This is a genomic window from Mycobacteriales bacterium, assembly GCA_035550055.1.
Classification (GTDB): domain Bacteria; phylum Actinomycetota; class Actinomycetes; order JAFAQI01; family JAFAQI01; genus DASZTV01.
In genome coordinates this window covers 32651-52431 of the sequence record DASZRO010000018.1, presented here as the reverse complement: position 1 = coordinate 52431, position 19781 = coordinate 32651, and the positions used below count along the sequence as shown (strand labels likewise).

Genomic DNA, 19781 nt, shown 5'->3' with positions numbered 1-19781 from the left:
TACGACGCGACGCGAGGCGGCTGGCTCCTAGGCAACTAGGGCTACCAGTCGAGGCGCGGAGCGAGCGGTTCGGGCGACCGGGCCGCGTCGCGGTCCACCTGTTCCGGGCAACTGGAGCGTGGTGGCAGCGGGGCATCGCGCGGGTCCTCAGGACCGGAGTCCGAGTTCTTGCAACGCACGGCAGTCGAGTGATCGACCCTGGTTGATCGGTCGGCTTCGCCGGTGCAGCAAGGATTCGAAGCGAAGCCCCTCCGTCTCATACACGGAGGGGCTTCGCGCTATTTTCGCTGCTTTTCCCCGCCCTGCCCGGCTGCGACACTCGCGCGGACGATTTCGGCGTGCGAGCGTGAATAGGCTCTGATCCATGTCGCGCCAGATCCTTGCCGCGGTGGCGTGGCCCTACGCGAACGGCCCGCGGCACATCGGCCACGTCGCGGGCTTCGGCGTACCGTCCGACGTCTTCAGCCGCTACCACCGCCTCGCCGGCAACAACGTCCTCATGGTCAGCGGCACCGACGAGCACGGCACGCCGATCCTGGTGCAGGCCGACCAGGAAGGCGTGACGCCGCGCGAGCTCGCCGACCGTTACAACCGGGTGATTGCCGAGGACCTACAGCGGCTCGGGCTGTCCTACGACCTGTTCACCCGCACGACGACCCGCAACCACTACGCCGTCGTCCAGGAGATGTTTCGCACCCTGCACCGCAACGGCTACATGATCGAGCGCACCACCAAGGGCGCGATCTCGCCGTCGACCGGGCGCACGTTGCCCGACCGCTACATCGAGGGCACCTGCCCGATCTGCGGGTACGACGGCGCCCGTGGCGACCAGTGCGACAACTGCGGCAACCAGCTCGACGCCGACGCTTTGATCAACCCGCGGTCACGGATCAACGGCGAGGTGCCGCAGTTCGTCGAGACGGAGCAGTTCTTCCTCGACCTGCCGGCGCTCGCCGACGCGCTCGGCTCGTGGTTGCAGACCCGCAAGGACTGGCGACCCAACGTCTTGAAGTTCTCGCTCAACCTCATCGACGACCTCAAGCCGCGCGCGATGAGTCGCGACATCGACTGGGGTGTCCCGATCCCGTTGCCCGGCTGGGAGGACAACCCGACGAAGCGGCTCTACGTCTGGTTCGACGCCGTCATCGGCTACCTGTCGGCGTCGATCGAGTGGGCTCGGCGCAGCGGCGACGCGGACGCGTGGCGCGCCTGGTGGACCGACCCGGCGGCGGAGTCCTTCTACTTCATGGGCAAGGACAACGTCACCTTCCACTCCCAGATCTGGCCGGCTGAGCTGCTCGGCTACGACGGCCTCGGGGCCAAGGGCGGCACGCCCGGCGAGTACGGGCAGCTCCAGCTGCCGACCGAGGTCGTGTCGAGTGAGTTCCTCACGATGGAGGGCCGCAAGTTCTCCTCCAGTCGCGCCGTCGTCATCTACGTCCGGGACTTCCTGGACCGCTACTCCGCTGACTCGCTGCGCTACTACCTGACCGCCGCCGGTCCGGAGTCCAACGACACCGACTTCACCTGGTCGGAGTTCGTACGACGCAACAACGACGAGCTGGTCGCGGCGTGGGGCAACCTGGTCAACCGCACCCTGTCCTTCACGGCCAAGAACCTCGGCTCGCTGCCGGCCGCCGGGGAGCTCACCGACGTCGACCGTGCGCTGCTCGGCGTCACCGACGGCGCGTTCGCAGCGGTCGGCGCCGACCTCGAACGGTCGCGGATGAGGGCGGCGCTCAGCGAGACGATGCGAGTCGTGGCCGAGGCCAACAAGTACCTGTCGGAGCAGGCGCCGTGGAAGCTGCGCGAGTCGCAGCCCGACCGGATGGCGACCATCCTGCACGTGGCGCTCCAGGCGGTCAGCGACTGCACGACGCTGCTGGCGCCGTTCCTGCCGCAGACGTCGCAACAGGTGCACCAGCTGCTCGGCCGGGACGGCGTGCTCGCTGCGCAGCCCGAGCTGCGGGAGGTCGACGACCTCGACGGCGGTCCGGCGTACCCGATCCTGACCGGCGACTACCGCAGCGACGTTCGATGGCAACGCGACCCGTTGAAGGTCGGCAACCCGGTCGAGCCGCCGACACCGCTGTTCGCGAAGCTCGACGTCGGCGTCGTCGACGAGGAGCTGGCCCGATTGGAGGGCGCGTGAGCGTCTCGGCGTCCGGCCGAGAGCGGAAGTCCGGCCGAACCGGGGAGCCGCCACCGGCCCCGCCCGCACTCGCCGCTGCGGCGATCGACAGCCACTGTCATCTCGACCTGATGGACGGCGACGTCGAGCAGATCATGGCGGCGGCGCGCGCAGTCGGCATCACCCGCGTCGTGCAGATCGGGATCGACGTGCCGTCGTCGCGGTGGAGCGTCGATCTTGCCGGCTCGCGCGACGACGTGTGGGCGGCCGTCGCGGTGCACCCCAACGAGGCGCACGCGGCGAGCGAGGCCGAGTGGGACGAGATCGCGCGCCTCGCCGCGCACGATCGCGTCGTGGCGATCGGTGAGACCGGGCTGGATCACTACCGCACCGAGGATGCCGGCTGGGGGCCGCAAGAGGAGTCCTTCCGCCGTCACATTGCGATCGCCAAGCAGACGGGCAAGGCGGTGGTGATCCACGACCGCGACGCCCACGAGGACGTGCTGCGGGTGCTGGAGAGCGAGGGAGCGCCCGACCGGGTGATCTTCCACTGTTTCTCCGGCGACGCCGAGTTCGCCCGCAAGTGCGCCGACCGCGGTTACGTGATGTCCTTCGCCGGCAACGTCACCTTCAAGAACGCACAAGACCTGCGTGATGCGGCGGCGGTCGCCCCCCTCGGCCAGCTGCTCGTCGAGACCGACGCGCCGTTCCTGACCCCGATGCCGTACCGCGGCGCGCCGAACGCGCCGTACCTTGTGCCGTTGACCGTCCGCGCGATCGCCGACGTCAAGGGCGTGGACGAGGCGGAGATCGCCGCCGCCGTGACGGCCAACGCGGCTCGCGTCTTCGGCTGGCAGTGACCGGCGCCGGGCTGCTCGGGCCCGCAGAGGTTCGCGCGCTGGCGGACTCGCTCGGCCTGCGACCGAGCAAGTCGCGAGGCCAGAACTTCGTGATCGACCCGAACACGGTCCGTCGGATCGCGGCTGCCGCCGAGCTCACCGCGAACGACCTCGTCGTCGAGGTGGGGCCGGGCCTCGGCTCGCTGACACTGGCGTTGCTGCCGTCGGTCGCGAAGGTGGTCGCGGTCGAGATCGAGCCCGCGTTGGCCGGCGCGCTGCCGTCGACGGTGGCGTCGTTCGCGCCGTCGTACGCCGACCGGCTCGAGGTGATCGCGCAGGACGCGCTTCGGCTGACCGGGCTTGCGCAGGCTCCGACGGCGCTCGTGGCGAACCTGCCCTACAACGTCGCGGTCCCGGTGCTGCTGCACCTGCTCGAGGTGCTTCCTTCGCTGCGGCACGGGCTGGTCATGGTGCAGGCGGAGGTTGCGGACCGGCTGACCGCTCCTCCGGGATCGCGGGTGTACGGCGCGCCCAGCGCGAAGCTCGCCTGGTGGGCGTCGGCGCAGCGGGCTGGTTCGGTGCCGCGGCAGGTGTTCTGGCCGGTGCCGAACGTCGACTCGGGCCTGGTCCGGTTCCGCTGCGGCGAGCCGCCGCCGACGGCCGCCGCCCGGACCGAGGTGTTCGCGGTGATCGACGCCGCGTTCGCCCAGCGGAGAAAGACGCTGCGTGCTGCCCTGGCCGGGTGGGCAGGCTCGCCCGCGGCGGCTGAGGCGGCGCTCGCTGCAGCCGGCGTCGACCCGGCAGCCCGCGGGGAGACGCTCGACGTCGCGGCGTTCGCACGGATCGCCGAACAGCGCCGGTAGGTCGCCGCCTTACGATCGGTCGGGTGCCGGTTCACAGTGTCACCGTCAAGGTGCCGGCGAAGGTCAACCTGCATCTCGGCGTCGGTCCGCTTCGTCCGGACGGCAAGCACGAGCTGCACACGATCTACCACGCGGTGAGCCTGTTCGACACCGTGGTGCTCGAACGGTCGGAGCAGCGCGGGATCACCGTCGAGATAGAGGGCGAAGGCGCCGGAGAGGTCCCGCTCGGCGAAGACAACCTCGCGGTCCGGGCGGTGCGCGCCGTCGCTTCCGTTGCCGGCGTCGACGCCGGCGCGCACCTGCGGCTGCGCAAGGACATCCCGGTCGGTGGCGGCCTTGCCGGCGGCAGCGCGGATGCTGCGGCCGCGTTGGTCGCGGCGGACGCGCTGTGGGGGGCTGACCTCGCCCAGCGTGACCTCGAGCGGCTCGCGGCGGCGCTCGGCAGCGACGTACCGTTCCTGCTCCACGGCGGTACGGCGCTCGGCACGGGGCACGGCGAGGTGGTCTCGCCTGTACTGAGCCGCGGCGAGTGGCACTGGGTGCTGGCCGTCGCCGAGTCGGGGTTGTCGACCCCGACCGTCTACGCCGAGCTCGACCGGCAGCGCGGGGACGCGATCGACGTCGAGGCCTCGCCGCCGGACGAGGTGCTGGCGGCGTTGCGGGCGGGGGATCCGGTCGCCCTCGGCCGGGCGCTGCGCAACGACCTGCAGGCCCCGGCGCTACAGCTGCGCCCGAACCTGGCGCGGGTGCTCGAGGCCGGCCGCGAGCTCGGCGCCACCGGCGGCATCATCTCCGGGTCGGGTCCGACCGTCGCGCTGCTCGCGGCAACGCCGGGAGACGCCGTACGGATCGCGGCAGCGCTCGCCGGCTACGACGTCTGCCGTACCGTCCGCCGCGCCTCCGGCCCGGCACCCGGCGCCCGCATCACCACCTGACAAGACGTCGAGCCCAACGTTGTTGGTCTCTCAGAGCCCCCGAAAGACCAACAACGTTGGGCTCGGCGGAGGGGTTTTCGGCGGAGGCGGGGCGTGCGCGCTACGCGAGCTTGGCGTGGATCCGCTCCGGGGACGGCCAGCGGACGTCGTAGGCGAGGCCGAGCTTTTCCATCGTCCAGATGATCCGGCCGGTCGAGTCGAGCTGTCCGCGAAGGACGCCGTGGCGGGCCGCGGTCGGGTCGGCGTGGTGCAGGTTGTGCCAGGACTCGCCCATCGAGGGGATCGCAAGCCACCACACGTTGCCGGCCCGGTCCCGGCTGGTGAACGGGTGCTTGCCCACCGCGTGGCAGATCGAGTTGATCGACCAGGTCACGTGGTGGAGCAGGGCGACCCGGACCAGGCTCGCCCAGAAGAACGCGGTCGCGGCGCCCTGCCAGGTGAAGCCGGACCACAGGTAGCCGACCAGTGGCGGGGTGAGCAGGCTGAGTGCGGCCCACCACGGGAACGCTTTTGAGATCTTGACGATGGCCCGGTCGGCGAGCAGGTCGGGCGCGTAGCGCTCGTGGTTGGTCTGCTCGATGTCGAACATCCAGCCGATGTGCGCATGCCAGAGGCCCTTCACCAGCGACCGGAGGTTTTCGCCGTACTTCCACGGCGAGTGCGGGTCGCCTTCCCGGTCGCTGTAGGCGTGGTGGCGGCGGTGATCGGCGACCCAGCGGATCACCGGCCCCTCGATCGCCAAGCTGCCCGCGATCGCCAGTGCGACGCGCAGGGCCTTCTTCGCCTTGAAGGCGCCGTGGGTGAAGTACCGGTGGAAGCCGACGGTGATGCCGTGCCCGGAGATCGCGTACATCACGACCGCGATGACCACGTCGTGCCAGCCCAGCCCCCACCCCCACGCAACGGGGACCGCCGCGAGCACCGCAGCCAGCGGGACCGCGATGACGACCAAGAGGATCACCTGTTCGGCCCGGGCGGCCGCCTTGCTGCGTACCAGGCCGGTGGCGGGAAGCGCAGCCCGCGGACCCGCTTCGACGGTGTCGTCGATCGGGGGAGTGATCGTCTGCGTCATGGCGCCCTGTCCTGTCGGAAAGCTCGATCGTTCAACGCGGTGCTGTGAACAGTCTGCCCGCATTGTCCTACCCGGCAGCAACTCCGAGACACGGATAGCCGCAGTGAGGTCTTAGGCTCAGTGTCGATCCAATCCCCGATCGTCCAACCAGGCAGGACGCGAGAATTTGGATCTCGTTATCGAGGTTCGAATCCTCGTCGGGGAGCAACGCCGTACGTAAGAACACACAAACGTGACGTGGGTGGCCCCGTGTGGCGGGCGGCGTGGGACACACGCGGACAACTGCAACGTTTGTGTTTTCTTCGGCACCGATGAGGGCCGGATCTGGGTTGTGTCGCTCGGTAGGCTCACCTCGTGAGCGACCACGCGCCTGCTGCTGTGGTGGTGCTGGCAGCCGGCGAGGGCAAGCGGATGAAGTCGGCGCTTGCCAAGGTGCTCCATGCGATCTGCGGGCGCAGCCTGCTTGGGCACGTGCTCGCCGCCACCGATCCGCTCGGCGCCGCGCACACGGTGGTGGTGGTCGGCCACAAGCGCGAGCAGATCATCGAGCACCTCACGGAGATCGAGTCCACCGCGATCCCGGTCGTCCAGGAAGAGCAGCTCGGGACCGGACATGCCGTCCGAATGGCGCTGAAGGCGGCCGGCGTCCCTGGCGAGGGCACCGTGCTCGTGCTCCCCGGCGACGCGCCGCTCATCACCACCGCGTCGCTGCAGGCGTTGCTCGCCGAGCACTCGCGTTCTGCTGCTGCGGCCACGCTGCTTACCAGCGAGGTGAGCGACCCGCAGGGGTACGGCCGGGTCATCCGGGGCAGCGACGGCCAGGTCTGCGCCATCGTCGAGGACCGCGACGCGGACGACGCCGCGCGAGCGATCCGTGAGGTCGGCACGAGCATCTACGCCTTCGACGGCGCCAAGCTGCGCGCCGCGCTGGCGCGGGTCACGACCGACAACGCCCAAGGCGAGGAGTACCTCACCGACGTCATCGCACTGCTCGTCGGTGACGGCGAGATCGTGTCTGCCGTCACAGTGCCGGAAACCGAGACACTCGGCGTCAACGACCGGATCCAGCTCGCCGCCGTACGCCGGTCCATGCGGGACCGGATCGTGGCGCACTGGATGCGCGAGGGCGTGACGATCATCGACCCGCAGACGACGTGGATGGGCGTTCGCGTCACGCTCGAGCCCGACTGCGTGATCCACCAGAACACTCAGCTGCACGGCACGACGCATGTCGCGGCCTTCGCCGAGGTCGGTCCCGACAGCACGTTGCGCAGCACCCGGGTCGGCCGCGGCGCGAAGGTCGTGAAGTCGCACTGCACGCGATCCGAGATCGGTGAGGACGCCGACGTCGGCCCGTTCGCCTACCTGCGCGCCGGGACCAAGCTCGGCGCCAGAGGCAAGATCGGAGCGTACGTCGAGACGAAGCAGGCCGAGATCGGCGACGACACGAAGGTGCCGCACCTGTCGTACGTCGGCGACGCGCAGATCGGTGAGCGGTCGAACATCGGCGCTGCCACCGTCTTCGTCAACTACGACGGCGTCGACAAGCACAAGACCGTGGTGGGCGACGACGCCCGGGTCGGCTCGGACACGATGCTCGTCGCCCCCGTGACGATCGCCGACGGCGCGTACACCGCGGCCGGCTCCGTGATCACCGAGGACGTGCCGCCGGGCGCCCTGGGGATCGCCCGGGAGAAGCAGCGCAACGTCGAGGGGTGGGTCGAGAAGCGGCGCCCCGACTCGAACGCCGCCAAGGCGGCACGCCGGGCCCGCGGCGAAGTTGAATAACGGGTGACAATGGAGGCGACTTCCCCGGTCGACCGCAAGAACCGAGCAGGGAGAGCCCCCAAAGTGACCGGCATCAAGACGCAAGGCGAGAAGACGCTGTTGCTCTTCTCGGGGCGTGCGCACCCGGCGCTTGCCGACGAGGTGGCCGACCACGTCGGGATCTCGGTGAGCCCGACCCAGATCCGGGAGTTCGCCAACGGCGAGATCTACGCCCGCCCGGAAGAGTCGGTGCGCGGTGCGGACGCGTTCGTGATCCAGTCCTACGGGCCGCCGATCAACAAATGGATCATGGAGGCGCTGATCCTGGTCGACGCGCTCAAGCGCGCCTCCGCCAAACGGATCACAGTGGTGATGCCGTTCTATCCGTACGCGCGCCAGGACAAGAAGCACCTGGGGCGCGAACCGATCTCGGCGCGGTTGCTGGCCGACATGTTCAAGACCGCGGGCGCCGACCGGCTCATGTCCGTCGACCTGCACACCGCGCAGATCCAGGGCTTCTTCGACGGCCCCGTCGACCATCTGTTCGCGCTGCCGTTGCTCGCCGACTACGTGGCGGACAAGTACGGCGGCGAGTTCACGGTCGTCTCGCCGGACACGGGCCGGGTCCGAATGGCCGAGCGCTGGGCTGACCGCCTCGGCGGCGCACCGGTCGCCTTCGTGCACAAGACCCGCGACCCCAAGGTGGCCAACCAGGTCGTCGCGCACCGCGTGGTTGGTGACGTCGAGGGGCAACGCTGCCTGCTGATCGACGACATGATCGCCACCGGCGGCACCATCACGAAGGCGGCAGACATCCTGCTGGACTCGGGCGCTACCGAGGTGATCGTCGCCGCGACCCACGGCGAGTTCTCCGAACCTGCGATCGACCGGTTGAAGAACAGCCGGATCTCCGAGGTCGTGGTCACGAACACGCTGCCGTTGACCGACGAGCAGCACTACGACGGCCTGACGGTGCTCTCCATCGCTCCGCTGCTCGCCCGCGCCATCCAAGAGGTGTTCCAGGACGGTTCCGTCACGAGCCTCTTCGACGGCAACGCCTAGCTCCGTTCCGGCTGGTTTCGCGCATTTTCAGGGCTTCACCTAGACTCGTTCGCGCTTCCCAGCGCTGATCATCAGCGTCGCGTAGTCAAGGAGTCATTGCTGTGCCCGAGGTCCGTATCGCCGCCGAACCGCGCACCGAGTTCGGCAAGGGCGGCGCACGGCGTACCCGGCGGTCAGGGAAGATCCCGGCCGTCCTGTACGGCCACGGCAGCGACCCGCGCCACATCTCCGTACCGACGCGCGAGTTCGAGCACGCGCTGCGCACCGACGGTGCCAACGTCCTGCTCGAGCTGCAGCTCGCCGACGGCAACGAGCTGGCGCTCCCGAAGTCGATCCAGCGTGACCCGGTCCGCGGTGACATCGAGCATCTGGACCTGATCCTGGTCCGCCGCGGCGAGCGGATCACCGTGGACATCCCGATCACCCTCGACGGCGCGATCGTCTCCGGCGGGCTGCTCGAGCAGTCCCTCACCACGCTGTCGGTCACGGCCGAGGCGACTCACATCCCGTCCGGCGTCGAGGTCTCGATCGAGGGCCTCGAGGTCGGTGCGGCGATCCACGCCGGCGACATCAAGCTTCCTGAGGGTGCCGAGCTGGTCGGCGAGCCCGACCAGCTCGTGCTGCACGTCGTCGCCGCACCGACCGCCGAGCAGCTGGCGGCCGAGGGCGCCGGTGAGGCGGGCGAGGCCGAGCCCACCGAGACCGCTGAGGCGGCAGGCGAACCCGCGGCCGACGAGGCTCCCGCCGAAGGCGGCTCGGAAGAGCCCGCCGCCGAGTAGCGCTGGCGCTCCTCCACCGCCTCCACGGCGGCGACCGCATGCCGGACGAAGCGCCCTGGTTGGTGCTCGGCTTGGGCAATCCCGGGGCGCAGTACGCCGGCAACCGTCACAACGTCGGCTTCATGGCGGTCGACCTGCTGGCGACCCGGGCGGGCGCGTCGTTCAAGGCCCACAAGGCCCGTGCCGACGTCGCCGAAACCCGGCTCGTCGGTGAGCGGTGCGTGCTCGCGAAGGCGCGCGTCTACATGAACGAGTCCGGGGGTCCGGCCGCCGGGCTCACGAAGTTCTTCAAGGTGCCGGTCGGCCGGGTCGTGGTGATCCACGACGAGCTCGATCTCGAGTTCGGGACGATCCGCCTGAAGCTCGGTGGCGGAGACAACGGCCACAACGGTCTGAGGTCACTTCGAGCATCACTCGGCTCCGGCGAGTTCTACCGGGTCCGGCTCGGCGTGGGCCGCCCACCGGGGCGACAGGACCCGGCGGACTTCGTCCTGCGCGACTTCCCCGCTGCCGCCCGCGAGGAGCTCGGCGTACAGCTCGAGCGCGCCGCCGACGCGGTGGAGCTGCTGCTCAGCGACGGCCTCGTCGCCGCTCAGAACACCTTCAACTAGTCGCGGTATGGTCCGCGCCATGATCGTGGCGACGACGAACGACCTTCCCGGCTACCGGATCGACGAGGTGTTGGGCGAGGTGTGGGGCCTGACGGTCCGCTCGCGCAACGCGTTCTCCCAGATGGGGGCCGGGCTGAAGTCGATGTTCGGCGGTGAGTTGAAAGGCATGACCAAGGCGCTGTACGAGAGCCGCAACGAGGTCATGAACCGGATGGTCGAGGAGGCCCAGCGGCGCGGCGGCAACGCCGTCCTCGCGATGCGCTTCGACACTTCCGAGATGGGTGACATGTGGACCGAGATCTGCGCGTACGGCACTGCGGTGAAGGTCACCAAGCTGTAGGCAGCCGGCAGGCGGTCACCGCCCGCCCATAGCCTGGGCGGGTCATGTCACTTTCCCCGCTGCTCTCGGCGCTTCGCGCCGATCCGGCGCTCGAGCAGCTGGCGGGTCCGGCGGGCGCCGCTGTGGACCTCAGCGGTCCGCCCGGAGTACGCCCGTTCGCCGTTGCGGCGCTCGTCGCCCCGGATCGCCCGGTCCTTGCCGTCACCGCGACCGAGCGCGAGTGCAGCGATCTCGCTGAGGCGCTGCGGTCCATCCTGCCCCCGGACGGGATCGTCGAGTTCCCGGCGTGGGAGACGCTGCCCCACGAGCGCCTGTCGCCGCGGGCGGACACCGTCGGGCGCCGGCTGGCGGTGCTGCGCCGGCTCGCTCACCCCGGCGACGATGCCACCACCGGACCGGTGTCCGTCGTCGTGGCGCCGATCCGCAGCGTGCTCCAGCCGCTGGTGCCCGGGCTCGGCGATCTGGTCCCCGTCGCGTTGCAGCCGGGGGACGTCGCCGACTTCGACGCGCTCGTGGAGTCCCTGGTCGCGATCGCCTACACCCGGGTCGACATGGTCGAGCGCCGCGGGGAGTTCGCCGTACGCGGGGGCATCCTCGACGTGTTCCCGCCGACGGAGGACCACCCGGTCCGCGTCGAGTTCTTCGGTGACGAGGTCGAGGAGATCCGCACCTTCGCGGTGGCCGACCAGCGCTCCCTCGAGCTCGCCGCCCACGGGTTGTGGGCTCCGCCGTGTCGGGAGCTGCTGCTCACCGACGAGGTGCGCGCCCGCGCTCGCGCGCTCGCCGCGCAACGCCCCGAGCTCGCCGACATCCTGGACAAGCTCGCTGACGGCATCGCGGTCGAAGGCATGGAGTCCCTCGCGCCGGTCCTGGTCGACGACCTCGTCCTGTTGCTCGACCTGCTTCCCGCGCGGAGCCGGATCGTGGTCTGCGACCCGGAGCGCGTGAGGTCGCGGGCAAGTGACCTCGTCCGCACCAGCCAGGAGTTCCTGGAGGCGTCGTGGGCCGTCGCTGCCGACGGCGGCGGTACCCCGATCGACCTGGGCGCGGCGGCGTACCGGTCGGTGGGCGAGATCCGCGCCCGTGCCGCAGAGCTCGGCTTGCCCTGGTTGTCGGTGAGCCCGTTCGTGACCGACGAGGAGCTCGATGACGACTCGGTGACGTCGAGCCTGCAACCTCCGGAGCTCTACCGAGGCGACATCAAGCGGGCCGTCGACGACCTGCGCGCGTGGGTGAGCGACAGCTGGCGGGTCAGCGTCGTCACCGAAGGCCACGGGTCCGGGCAGCGGCTGGTCGAGGTGTTGCGCGATGAGGGTGTCGCTGCCCGCACCGACGACGCGCTCGATCCCGACCTCGCTCCCGCGGTGGTGCACGTGACCACCGGGTGCCTGGAGACCGGGTTCGTCTCGCCCGCGCTGCGGCTCGCGGTCCTCACCGAGAGCGACCTCAGCGGGGTGCGCGGTTCGTCGCGTGACGGCGCGCGGATGCCGAGCAAACGCCGCGGCACGATCGACCCGCTGACCCTCAAGCCCGGTGACGCGGTCGTCCACGAACAGCACGGCGTCGGCCGCTACATCGACCTGGTGCAACGCACCGTCGCCGGCGCCACCCGCGAGTACCTCGTCATCGAGTACGCGCCGAGCAAGCGGGGTCAGCCGGGCGATCGGCTCTACGTCCCGACCGACGCGCTCGACCAGGTGACGAGGTACGTCGGCGGCGAGTCGCCGAGCCTGGACAAGCTCGGCGGTGGTGACTGGGCCAAGCGCAAGGGGCGGGCCCGCAAAGCGGTGCGCGAGATCGCTGCGGAGCTGATCCGGCTCTACGCGGCCCGCATGGCGACGCCCGGTCACGCCTTCGGCCCGGACACGCCGTGGCAGCGTGAGCTCGAGGACGCGTTCGCCTACGTGGAGACCCCGGATCAGCTCGGCGCAATCGACGACGTGAAAGCGGACATGCAGGCGCCGCACCCGATGGACCGGGTGATCTGCGGCGACGTCGGTTACGGCAAGACCGAGATCGCGGTCCGCGCTGCGTTCAAGGCGGTGATGGACGGCAAGCAGGTCGCCGTACTCGTCCCGACCACGCTGCTCGCGCAGCAGCACTACGCGACCTTCTCCGAGCGGTTCGCCGCGTTCCCGGTGACGGTCCGCGCACTGTCGAGGTTCCAGACCGAAAAGGAGCGCGACGAAGTCCTCGCGGGCCTCGCCGACGGCTCCATCGACGTCGTGATCGGCACCCATCGACTTCTGCAGCCGTCGACGAAGATCAAAGATCTCGGCCTGGTCGTGGTCGACGAGGAGCAGCGCTTCGGCGTCGAGCACAAGGAGTTCCTGAAGCAGCTGCGTACCTCGGTCGACGTCCTCACGATGTCGGCGACGCCGATCCCGCGGACCCTGGAGATGTCGATCACCGGCATTCGTGAGATGAGCGTCATCCAGACACCGCCCGAGGAGCGCCATCCGGTGCTCACCTTCGTCGGTGCCTACGACGAGCGGCAGATCGCGGCGGCGATCCGGCGGGAGCTGCTGCGCGAAGGCCAGGCGTTCTACATCCACAACCGCGTCGAGTCGATCGACCGCGCTGCCGCCCGGCTCGGGCAGCTCGTCCCGGAGGCCAGGATCGCCACCGCCCACGGGCAGATGAGCGAGCACGAGCTCGAGCGGATCATGGTGGGTTTCTGGGCGCGCGAGTACGACGTGCTGGTCTGTACGACGATCGTGGAGAACGGCCTCGACGTGTCCAACGCCAACACCCTGATCGTCGAGCGCGGCGATCTGCTCGGGCTCTCGCAGCTGCATCAGCTGCGTGGCCGGGTCGGTCGGGCGCGCGAGCGGGCGTACGCCTACTTCCTGTATCCACCGGACAAGCCGTTGACCGAGGAGGCGCACGACCGGCTCGCGACGATCGCGCAGCATTCCGACCTCGGAGCCGGCATGCACGTCGCCATGAAGGACCTCGAGATCCGAGGTGCGGGCAATCTGCTCGGCGGCGAGCAGTCAGGGCACATCGCCGCGGTCGGCTTCGACCTCTATGTGCGCCTCGTCGGGGAGGCGGTCGCGGAGTTCAAGGGGGGCCCCGCGGAGGAGCAGCTCGAGGTCAAGGTGGAGCTGCCGATCGACGCCCACCTGCCGCACGACTACGTGCCCGGGGAGCGGCTGCGGCTGGAGGCCTACCGCCGGCTCGCCTCGGCGTACACCGACGCCGACATCGCGGAGGTCCGCCAGGAGCTGCGCGACCGGTACGGCGAGCCCCCCGCTCCGGTGGAGAACCTGCTCGCGGTCGCCTCCTTCCGCGCGTTCGCCCGGTCTTTCGGTGTCGCCGAGGTCGCCGCGCAGGGCAAGTACGTCAGGTTCACCCCGCTCGAGCTGCGGGAGTCCCAGGCCCTGCGGCTGGCCCGGTTGCATCCCGGGTCGGTCGTCAAAGCGGCCACCAAGACGGTGCTGGTCACCGCTCCGACCACGGCCAGAATCGCGGGGCAGCCGTTGCGTGACCGGGCGCTGCTGGACTGGTGCCGAGAGGTCCTGCAGGTCGTGGTGGCCGATCTCCAGACGGTGCCGGCCACCTGACCGCGTCGGCGCCGGGGTGGCTCCGATAGCCTCGCGTGTCATGAAGCTAGGCCTGCGCGGCGTACGCCGGGTCGCCGTCGCGGCGCTCGCCACTGTCGCCGTCCCGGTGCTCGCCGGCTGCGACACCAGCCCGGACGCGGCCGCCGTCATCGGCGGCAGCCGGATCTCCATCGCGACCCTGCAGGGCGAGGTCGACACCGCCCTCAAGGATCCGCAGATCTCCTCCGCGCTGGCGCCGGGCTCGCAGTTCAGCGCTGCACTTGGGGGCAGCAAAGCGGGCTTCGTCCGGTTGACGCTGAGCCGGCTGATCAGCGACAAGCTGATCAGCGCGACTGCGGCGGCGCACGGCGTGACGGTGACCGACAAGGAGATCAGCGACCAGACGGCGCAGTTCGTGCAGCAGGCCGGCAGCATGTCGGCGTTGCAGGAGCAGGCGGCCGAAAGCGTCGGCGTCGCGCCCGCGCAGCTCCCGGAGCTCATCCGGTTGACCGTGCTCCAGCAGCAGCTCAGCGATGCACTCGTCGCGACGCTGCCGGCCACACCCGAGCAGCTCGAGGCCGAGTACAAGAAGGACATCGACCAGTTCGACACCCTCGACGTGTCCCAGATCGCCGTGTCAAAGCAGCGTCTTGCGCAGCGGATCCTGGCGAAGGTGCGTCGAGACCCGGCCAGCTTCGAAAGCCTGGCGCAGAAGTACTCGCTCGACACCACGACCGCCTCCAACGGCGGCGAGGTCGGTCAGGTACCGCGTTCGGAGATCATCTCGCTGCTCGGCGGTGTTGCCCACGCGGTGCCGGGCAGCGTCGGGATCGCTCACGCGAACGGCGTCTACTCCGTCGTACGGGTGAACAGCCGCAACCTGATCCCGCTGTCGCAGGCCACTGCGCAGCTGAAGGAGTCGCTGTACTCCGCGCAGGCGACCACCCTGCTCCAGCAGGCGCTGGCCGCCGAGGGCCGCAAGCTCGGGGTCAACGTGAGTCCCCGCTACGGCAAGTGGGACGCGTCGTCGCAGACGGTGGTCGCCCGCAAGAGCGCGATCAGCTCCGCAGGCTGAGTCACAGTGCGGCGGTCCGACACTGACCCGCCAGCCGGTCGTGCTCTGCTCGAGGCGGTGTCGGTCATGGACCGGCTGCGCTCGCCGGGCGGGTGTCCTTGGGATGCGGAGCAGACGCACGCCAGTCTCGCGCCGTACCTGATCGAGGAGGCGTACGAGGCGCTGCAGGCGATCGAGGACGGCGACCTCGCCCATCTCCGTGACGAGCTCGGAGACGTTCTGTTGCAGGTGCTCTTCCACGCCCGCCTCGCCGAGGAGCTGCCCGTCGGGCAGCGCTGGTCGATCGACGACGTCGCGGCCGGTTTGGTGGCCAAGCTCACCCGACGCCACCCGCATGTGTTCGGCGACGTCGAGGTGGCCGGCGCCGACGAGGTCAATCGCAACTGGGAGCAGATCAAGGCGACCGAGCGCGGCGGGACGTCGCCGGTGGCGAGCGTCCCGCTCGCGTTGCCGGCGCTGACGCTCGCGGCGAAGCTGCAACGCAAGGTCGGTGACCAGCCCGTCGCCGGCTCGGCGGTGGTCGAAGCGGCGCAGAGCTTCGCGGATGACCCGACGGCTGAGTCCGCGGCGGAGCTGTTGTGGCGCGCGGTGTCGGCGATGCGCGCGAGCGAGCTGGATCCGGAAGCGTGCCTGCGGCAGCGAGCACGGTCCTTTCGCGACGCGGCGCTCACCGTCGAGTCCTGACCCTCCTCGCTACCGGGTTCGGCGCCACCGCGGCGTTAGGCTCGACCGACCGGTGTTCACCTGAAGGAGATGCTGAGTGCCCGCCATCGAAGGCGTCGTCGCCCGCGAGATTCTCGATTCGCGGGGCAACCCGACCGTCGAGGTCGAGGTGCTGCTCGACGACGACGTGATCGGCCGCGCGGCGGTGCCCAGCGGTGCCTCGACAGGTGCCTTCGAGGCGGTCGAGCGGCGCGACGGCGGCGACCGCTACGGCGGGAAAGGTGTGCAGCAGGCCGTCGCGGCGGTCATGGACGAGATCGGTCCCGAGGTGATCGGCTTCGAGGCGAGCGAGCAGCGGCTGCTCGATCAGGCGCTGCTCGACCTGGACGCCACGCCGGACAAGAGCCGGCTCGGCGCCAACGCGATCCTCGGCGTGTCACTGGCCGTGGCGCGAGCCGCGGCGGAGTCGGCCGAGCTGCCGCTGTTCCGCTACGTCGGCGGATCCCACGCCCACCTGCTGCCGGTCCCCATGATGAACATTCTCAACGGCGGGGCCCACGCCGACACGAACGTCGACGTCCAGGAGTTCATGATCGCGCCGGTCGGCGCCGCCACGTTCGCGGATGCGCTTCGCTGGGGCGCGGAGGTCTACCACGCGCTGAAGGCAGTGTTGAAGGGCCGCGGCCTGTCCACCGGGCTGGGCGACGAGGGCGGCTTCGCCCCGGACCTGCCGTCCAACCGTGAGGCGATCGACCTGATCATCGAGGCGATCGGGAAGGCCGGCTTCGCCCCGGGCGAGGACGTGGCGATCGCGCTCGACGTCGCAGCGACCGAGTTCTTCGCCGACGGCGGCTACCGGTTCGAAGGCGGATCCCGCAGCGCCCAGGAGATGGCGGCCTACTACGAGGAGCTGCTCGGCTCCTACCCGATCGTCTCGATCGAGGACCCGCTGGCTGAAGACGACTGGGCCGGTTGGGTCGAGCTGACGGCGGCGGTGGGCGATCGCGTCCAGCTCGTCGGCGACGATTTGTTCGTCACCAACCCCGAACGCCTCCGCCGCGGCGTTGCCGAAGGCGCCGCGAACGCGCTGTTGGTGAAGGTGAACCAGATCGGCACCTTGTCGGAGACGCTCGACGCGGTGGACCTCGCCCACCGCAGCGGCTACCGCTGCATGATGAGCCATCGCTCCGGCGAGACCGAGGACACCACCATCGCCGACCTTGCCGTCGCGACGAACTGCGGCCAGATCAAGACCGGCGCACCGGCGCGAAGCGAGCGGGTGGCGAAGTACAACCAGCTGCTGCGGATCGAGTCGATCCTGGACGACGCGGCACGCTACGCCGGACACCAGGCGTTTCCGAGGTCACGGCGGGCGTCGGGATGACTCGGGCAACGGCACGGCGTACGACGCTGACCGGGCGGTCCGCGGTGCTGGCGCTGACCCTCGCGTTCGTCATCGTCGCGATCGCGCTGCCGTTCAAGATCTGGCTGAGCCAGCGCGGCGACATCACCTCGCTCAACCGCCAGATCGCGGCCGCGCAGTCCAAGGTGGCGCAGTTGACCACGAAGGACCAGCTCTGGAACGACCCGTCGTACGTCGAGCAGCAGGCGCAGCGGCGACTGCACTACGTGATGCCGGGGCAGTCCACAACTGTGGTCATCGCACCTCACAAGTCCCACGCATCGAAGGCGCTGGCCCAGGCGATCGCGCATCCCGCCGCGCCGCCGGCGTCGGGCGGGCCGTGGTACAGCGAGTTGTGGAAGTCGATGCAGACCGCCGGTGGCTCGTCGGCAAGTGGTAGCTCCTGACGATCTGGCGGCGGTAGCAGCGCAGCTCCACCGGCCGCCTCGCGCGACCCGTGCCGTGGCGCATCGATGCGGCTGCGGGCTGCCGGACGTGGTGGAGACCTCACCGCGACTCGACGACGGTACGCCGTTCCCGACGCTGTACTACCTGACCTGCCCGCGGATCCGCTCGGCGGTCGGGCGCCTCGAAGCGTCGGGGCTGATGAAGGAGATGACCGACCGGCTTGCGGGCGACCCTGACCTCGCAGCGCGTTACCAGGCGGCCCACGACGCCTATCTCGCCCGCCGCGACGAGATCGAGCCGTTGGGCACGTCGGTGACCGCCGGTGGGATGCCGACGCGGGTCAAGTGCCTCCACGTGCTCGTCGCCCACTCGTTGGCCGCCGGGCCCGGCGTGAACCCGTTCGGTGACGAGGCGCTCACCCTGATCGACGACTGGTCGGGAGACGGGCCGTGCGTCGACGTGGCGACCGAGCAGCCGTGACCCGGGTCGCCGCGCTGGACTGCGGGACCAACTCGTTGCGCCTGCTGGTTGCTGACGTCGACGGTGATCGGCTCCGCGACGTCGTACGCCGCATGGAGGTGGTGCGGCTCGGCGCGGGAGTCGACCGGACCGGACGGTTTGCCGACGACGCGTTGGCTCGCACGTTTGCGGTGCTCGACGAGTACGCGAGGGTCATCGCCGACCTCGACGTCGCGCAGCTGCGGATGGTCGCGACGAGCGCGACCCGCGACGCCGCGAACCGGCAGCTGTTCGTCGACGGGGTGGTGGCCCGGCTCGGTATCGAACCTGAGGTGATCAGCGGCGACGAGGAGGCAGCGCTGTCCTTCGCCGGCGCGACGCGTGAGCTGACGGGCTCGACCGCATGGCCTTCGCCGTACCTCGTCGTCGATATCGGCGGTGGCTCGACGGAGTTTGTGGTCGGCGACGAGTCGGGGCCGTTGGCGGCCAAGTCGGTGGACATCGGATGCGTCAGGATGACCGAGCGTCACCTCGCGGACGATCCGCCGACTGCGGCCCAGATCGAGGCCGCCCGAAGCGACATTGCCGCGGCGGTCGACGACGCGGCCGCCGCGGTGGACGCGCAGTGCGCTCGCACGTTGATCGGGCTGGCCGGCTCAGTGACGACCGTGGTCGCGCTCGCCCTCGACCTGCCCATCTACGACCCGCAGCGCATCCATCACGCTCGGGTCGGGGCGGCCGACGTCCACCGCGTCACCGAGGACATGCTCGTTGCGACCCGCGCGTCGCGCGCCGCGCTGCCGGTCATGCATCCGGGCCGGGTCGACGTCATCGGCGGTGGAGCGCTGATCCTCGACTCGATCCTCGACCGGTGTGGCTTCACGTCGGTCGTCGCCAGTGAGCACGACATCCTCGACGGGATCGCGTTCAGCGCGGTCGGCGGCTGATGGTCGTCGCGCCCGGCAGCGGCTGGCCCGGCGATCTGGCGACGCCGCACACTCCCGTCGCGGGCGCGGCCGATGACGTGACGTGCCTCGCCGCCACGGCGTCGGGCATCGATGAGCTCACGGCGATGGTCAGCGTCTGCCGGGCATGCCCTCGGCTGGTCGACTGGCGCGAAGAGGTCGCTCGTACCGGCCGTGCGTCGTACGCCGGCCAGCGATACTGGGGTCGACCGGTGACCGGATTCGGTCCCTCGGATGCGCGCGTCGCCATCGTCGGGTTGGCCCCGGCGGCGCACGGTGGCAACCGGACCGGGCGCGTCTTCACCGGCGACCGCAGCGGTGACTGGCTGTTCGCGGCGCTGCATCGGGCGGGTCTGGCTCGGCTGCCGATATCGGTGAGTGCTTCCGATGGGCAGGAGCTGATCGACTCGCGCATGATCGCGGCGGTCCGCTGCGCCCCTCCGGCGAACGCGCCGACGCCGAGCGAGCGCGACACGTGCCGGCCGTGGATGGAACGCGAGTTGGCGCTGCTGAAGGACACGCTGCGGGTAGTGGTCGCGCTCGGCGGCTTCGCCTGGGCGGCGTTGTGGCCGGTGCTCGGCGCCGTCGGTCACGAGATGCCACGTCCGCGACCGAAGTTCGGCCATCAGGTCGAGGCGCGGGCCAAGGACGGCCTGCTCGTCGTCGGCTCGTTCCATCCGAGTCAGCAGAACACGTTCACCGGCCGGCTCACCGAGCCGATGCTCGACGCCGTGTTCTCCCGCGTGAAGGCCGAGCTCGCCGAGCCGTCCTAGATATCCACAGGTTGCGAACTGCTGGTCGCGTCACACAGTGACGGTCGCCGAGACTGCCGTGGACCGAATCCACCCGGGGTACGGAGGTGATC

18 protein-coding genes and 1 tRNA gene are annotated in these 19781 nt (G+C 70.2%); 18 read left to right on the top strand and 1 reads right to left on the bottom strand.

What is annotated here, in order from left to right; translation table 11 throughout:
- The first annotated feature begins 364 nt into the window (after positions 1 to 364).
- The 4 genes from metG to VG899_02535 are packed head-to-tail and all read left to right on the top strand — an operon-like array spanning position 365 to position 4768.
- The gene (gene metG, locus VG899_02550; protein ID HWA65233.1) at positions 365 to 2152 is read left to right on the top strand and encodes a methionine--tRNA ligase; all 1788 of its coding nucleotides are present in this window, start codon (positions 365 to 367) and stop codon (positions 2150 to 2152) included.
- On the top strand, positions 2149 to 2991 hold the full coding sequence (locus tag VG899_02545; protein ID HWA65232.1) for a TatD family hydrolase: 843 nt from the start codon (positions 2149 to 2151) through the stop codon (positions 2989 to 2991). The genes metG and VG899_02545 overlap by 4 nt, the downstream gene beginning before the upstream one ends.
- Positions 2982 to 3833: a 16S rRNA (adenine(1518)-N(6)/adenine(1519)-N(6))-dimethyltransferase RsmA gene (gene rsmA, locus VG899_02540; GenBank protein HWA65231.1), complete on the top strand. Its 852-nt coding sequence runs from the start codon at positions 2982 to 2984 to the stop codon at positions 3831 to 3833. The genes VG899_02545 and rsmA overlap by 10 nt, the downstream gene beginning before the upstream one ends.
- A gap of 23 nt (positions 3834 to 3856) precedes the next feature.
- Positions 3857 to 4768 carry a 4-(cytidine 5'-diphospho)-2-C-methyl-D-erythritol kinase gene (locus VG899_02535; protein HWA65230.1) on the top strand — a complete coding sequence of 304 codons (912 nt, stop codon included), beginning with the start codon at positions 3857 to 3859 and terminating at the stop codon, positions 4766 to 4768.
- Positions 4769 to 4868: 100 nt separating this feature from the next.
- Here VG899_02535 and VG899_02530 read toward each other — a convergent pair whose 3' ends face one another.
- On the bottom strand, positions 4869 to 5840 hold the full coding sequence (locus VG899_02530; GenBank protein HWA65229.1) for an acyl-CoA desaturase: 972 nt from the start codon (positions 5838 to 5840) through the stop codon (positions 4869 to 4871).
- Between the two features lie 132 nt (positions 5841 to 5972).
- Between VG899_02530 and VG899_02525 the strand changes: the two genes are divergently transcribed.
- The 14 genes from VG899_02525 (at position 5973) to VG899_02460 (ending at position 19689) form a co-directional block, all read left to right on the top strand.
- Positions 5973 to 6045 (top strand) — tRNA-Gln (locus VG899_02525).
- A 149-nt stretch (positions 6046 to 6194) separates the two neighbouring features.
- On the top strand, positions 6195 to 7628 hold the full coding sequence (gene glmU, locus VG899_02520) for a bifunctional UDP-N-acetylglucosamine diphosphorylase/glucosamine-1-phosphate N-acetyltransferase GlmU (GenBank protein ID HWA65228.1): 1434 nt from the start codon (positions 6195 to 6197) through the stop codon (positions 7626 to 7628).
- A gap of 63 nt (positions 7629 to 7691) precedes the next feature.
- Positions 7692 to 8669 carry a ribose-phosphate diphosphokinase gene (locus tag VG899_02515; GenBank protein HWA65227.1) on the top strand — a complete coding sequence of 326 codons (978 nt, stop codon included), beginning with the start codon at positions 7692 to 7694 and terminating at the stop codon, positions 8667 to 8669.
- 101 nt (positions 8670 to 8770) lie between these two features.
- Complete coding sequence (locus VG899_02510; GenBank protein ID HWA65226.1) at positions 8771 to 9448, top strand: 50S ribosomal protein L25/general stress protein Ctc; 678 nt, start codon at positions 8771 to 8773, stop codon at positions 9446 to 9448.
- 38 nt (positions 9449 to 9486) lie between these two features.
- Complete coding sequence (gene pth / locus VG899_02505) at positions 9487 to 10059, top strand: aminoacyl-tRNA hydrolase (protein ID HWA65225.1); 573 nt, start codon at positions 9487 to 9489, stop codon at positions 10057 to 10059.
- Positions 10060 to 10078: 19 nt separating this feature from the next.
- Entirely contained in the window at positions 10079 to 10399 is a 321-nt protein-coding gene (locus VG899_02500; protein ID HWA65224.1) for a YbjQ family protein, read from the top strand.
- A 44-nt stretch (positions 10400 to 10443) separates the two neighbouring features.
- Positions 10444 to 13965 (top strand): transcription-repair coupling factor, encoded by a 3522-nt coding sequence (mfd, locus tag VG899_02495; protein HWA65223.1) that lies wholly within the window; start codon positions 10444 to 10446, stop codon positions 13963 to 13965.
- Positions 13966 to 14005: 40 nt separating this feature from the next.
- A complete protein-coding gene (locus VG899_02490) occupies positions 14006 to 15019 on the top strand; it encodes a SurA N-terminal domain-containing protein (protein HWA65222.1) in 1014 nt (337 codons plus the stop codon).
- A gap of 66 nt (positions 15020 to 15085) precedes the next feature.
- Positions 15086 to 15703 (top strand): MazG family protein, encoded by a 618-nt coding sequence (locus VG899_02485; GenBank protein HWA65221.1) that lies wholly within the window; start codon positions 15086 to 15088, stop codon positions 15701 to 15703.
- 76 nt (positions 15704 to 15779) lie between these two features.
- Entirely contained in the window at positions 15780 to 17066 is a 1287-nt protein-coding gene (gene eno / locus VG899_02480; GenBank protein ID HWA65220.1) for a phosphopyruvate hydratase, read from the top strand.
- A complete protein-coding gene (locus VG899_02475) occupies positions 17063 to 17491 on the top strand; it encodes a septum formation initiator family protein (protein HWA65219.1) in 429 nt (142 codons plus the stop codon). Before eno ends, VG899_02475 begins: the two co-directional genes overlap by 4 nt.
- A complete protein-coding gene (locus VG899_02470) occupies positions 17478 to 17972 on the top strand; it encodes a DUF501 domain-containing protein (GenBank protein HWA65218.1) in 495 nt (164 codons plus the stop codon). The genes VG899_02475 and VG899_02470 overlap by 14 nt, the downstream gene beginning before the upstream one ends.
- On the top strand, positions 17969 to 18898 hold the full coding sequence (locus tag VG899_02465; protein HWA65217.1) for a Ppx/GppA phosphatase family protein: 930 nt from the start codon (positions 17969 to 17971) through the stop codon (positions 18896 to 18898). Before VG899_02470 ends, VG899_02465 begins: the two co-directional genes overlap by 4 nt.
- Positions 18898 to 19689, top strand: coding sequence for a uracil-DNA glycosylase (locus VG899_02460; GenBank protein ID HWA65216.1), 792 nt, complete (start codon positions 18898 to 18900; stop codon positions 19687 to 19689). Before VG899_02465 ends, VG899_02460 begins: the two co-directional genes overlap by 1 nt.
- Positions 19690 to 19781 lie beyond the last annotated feature (92 nt).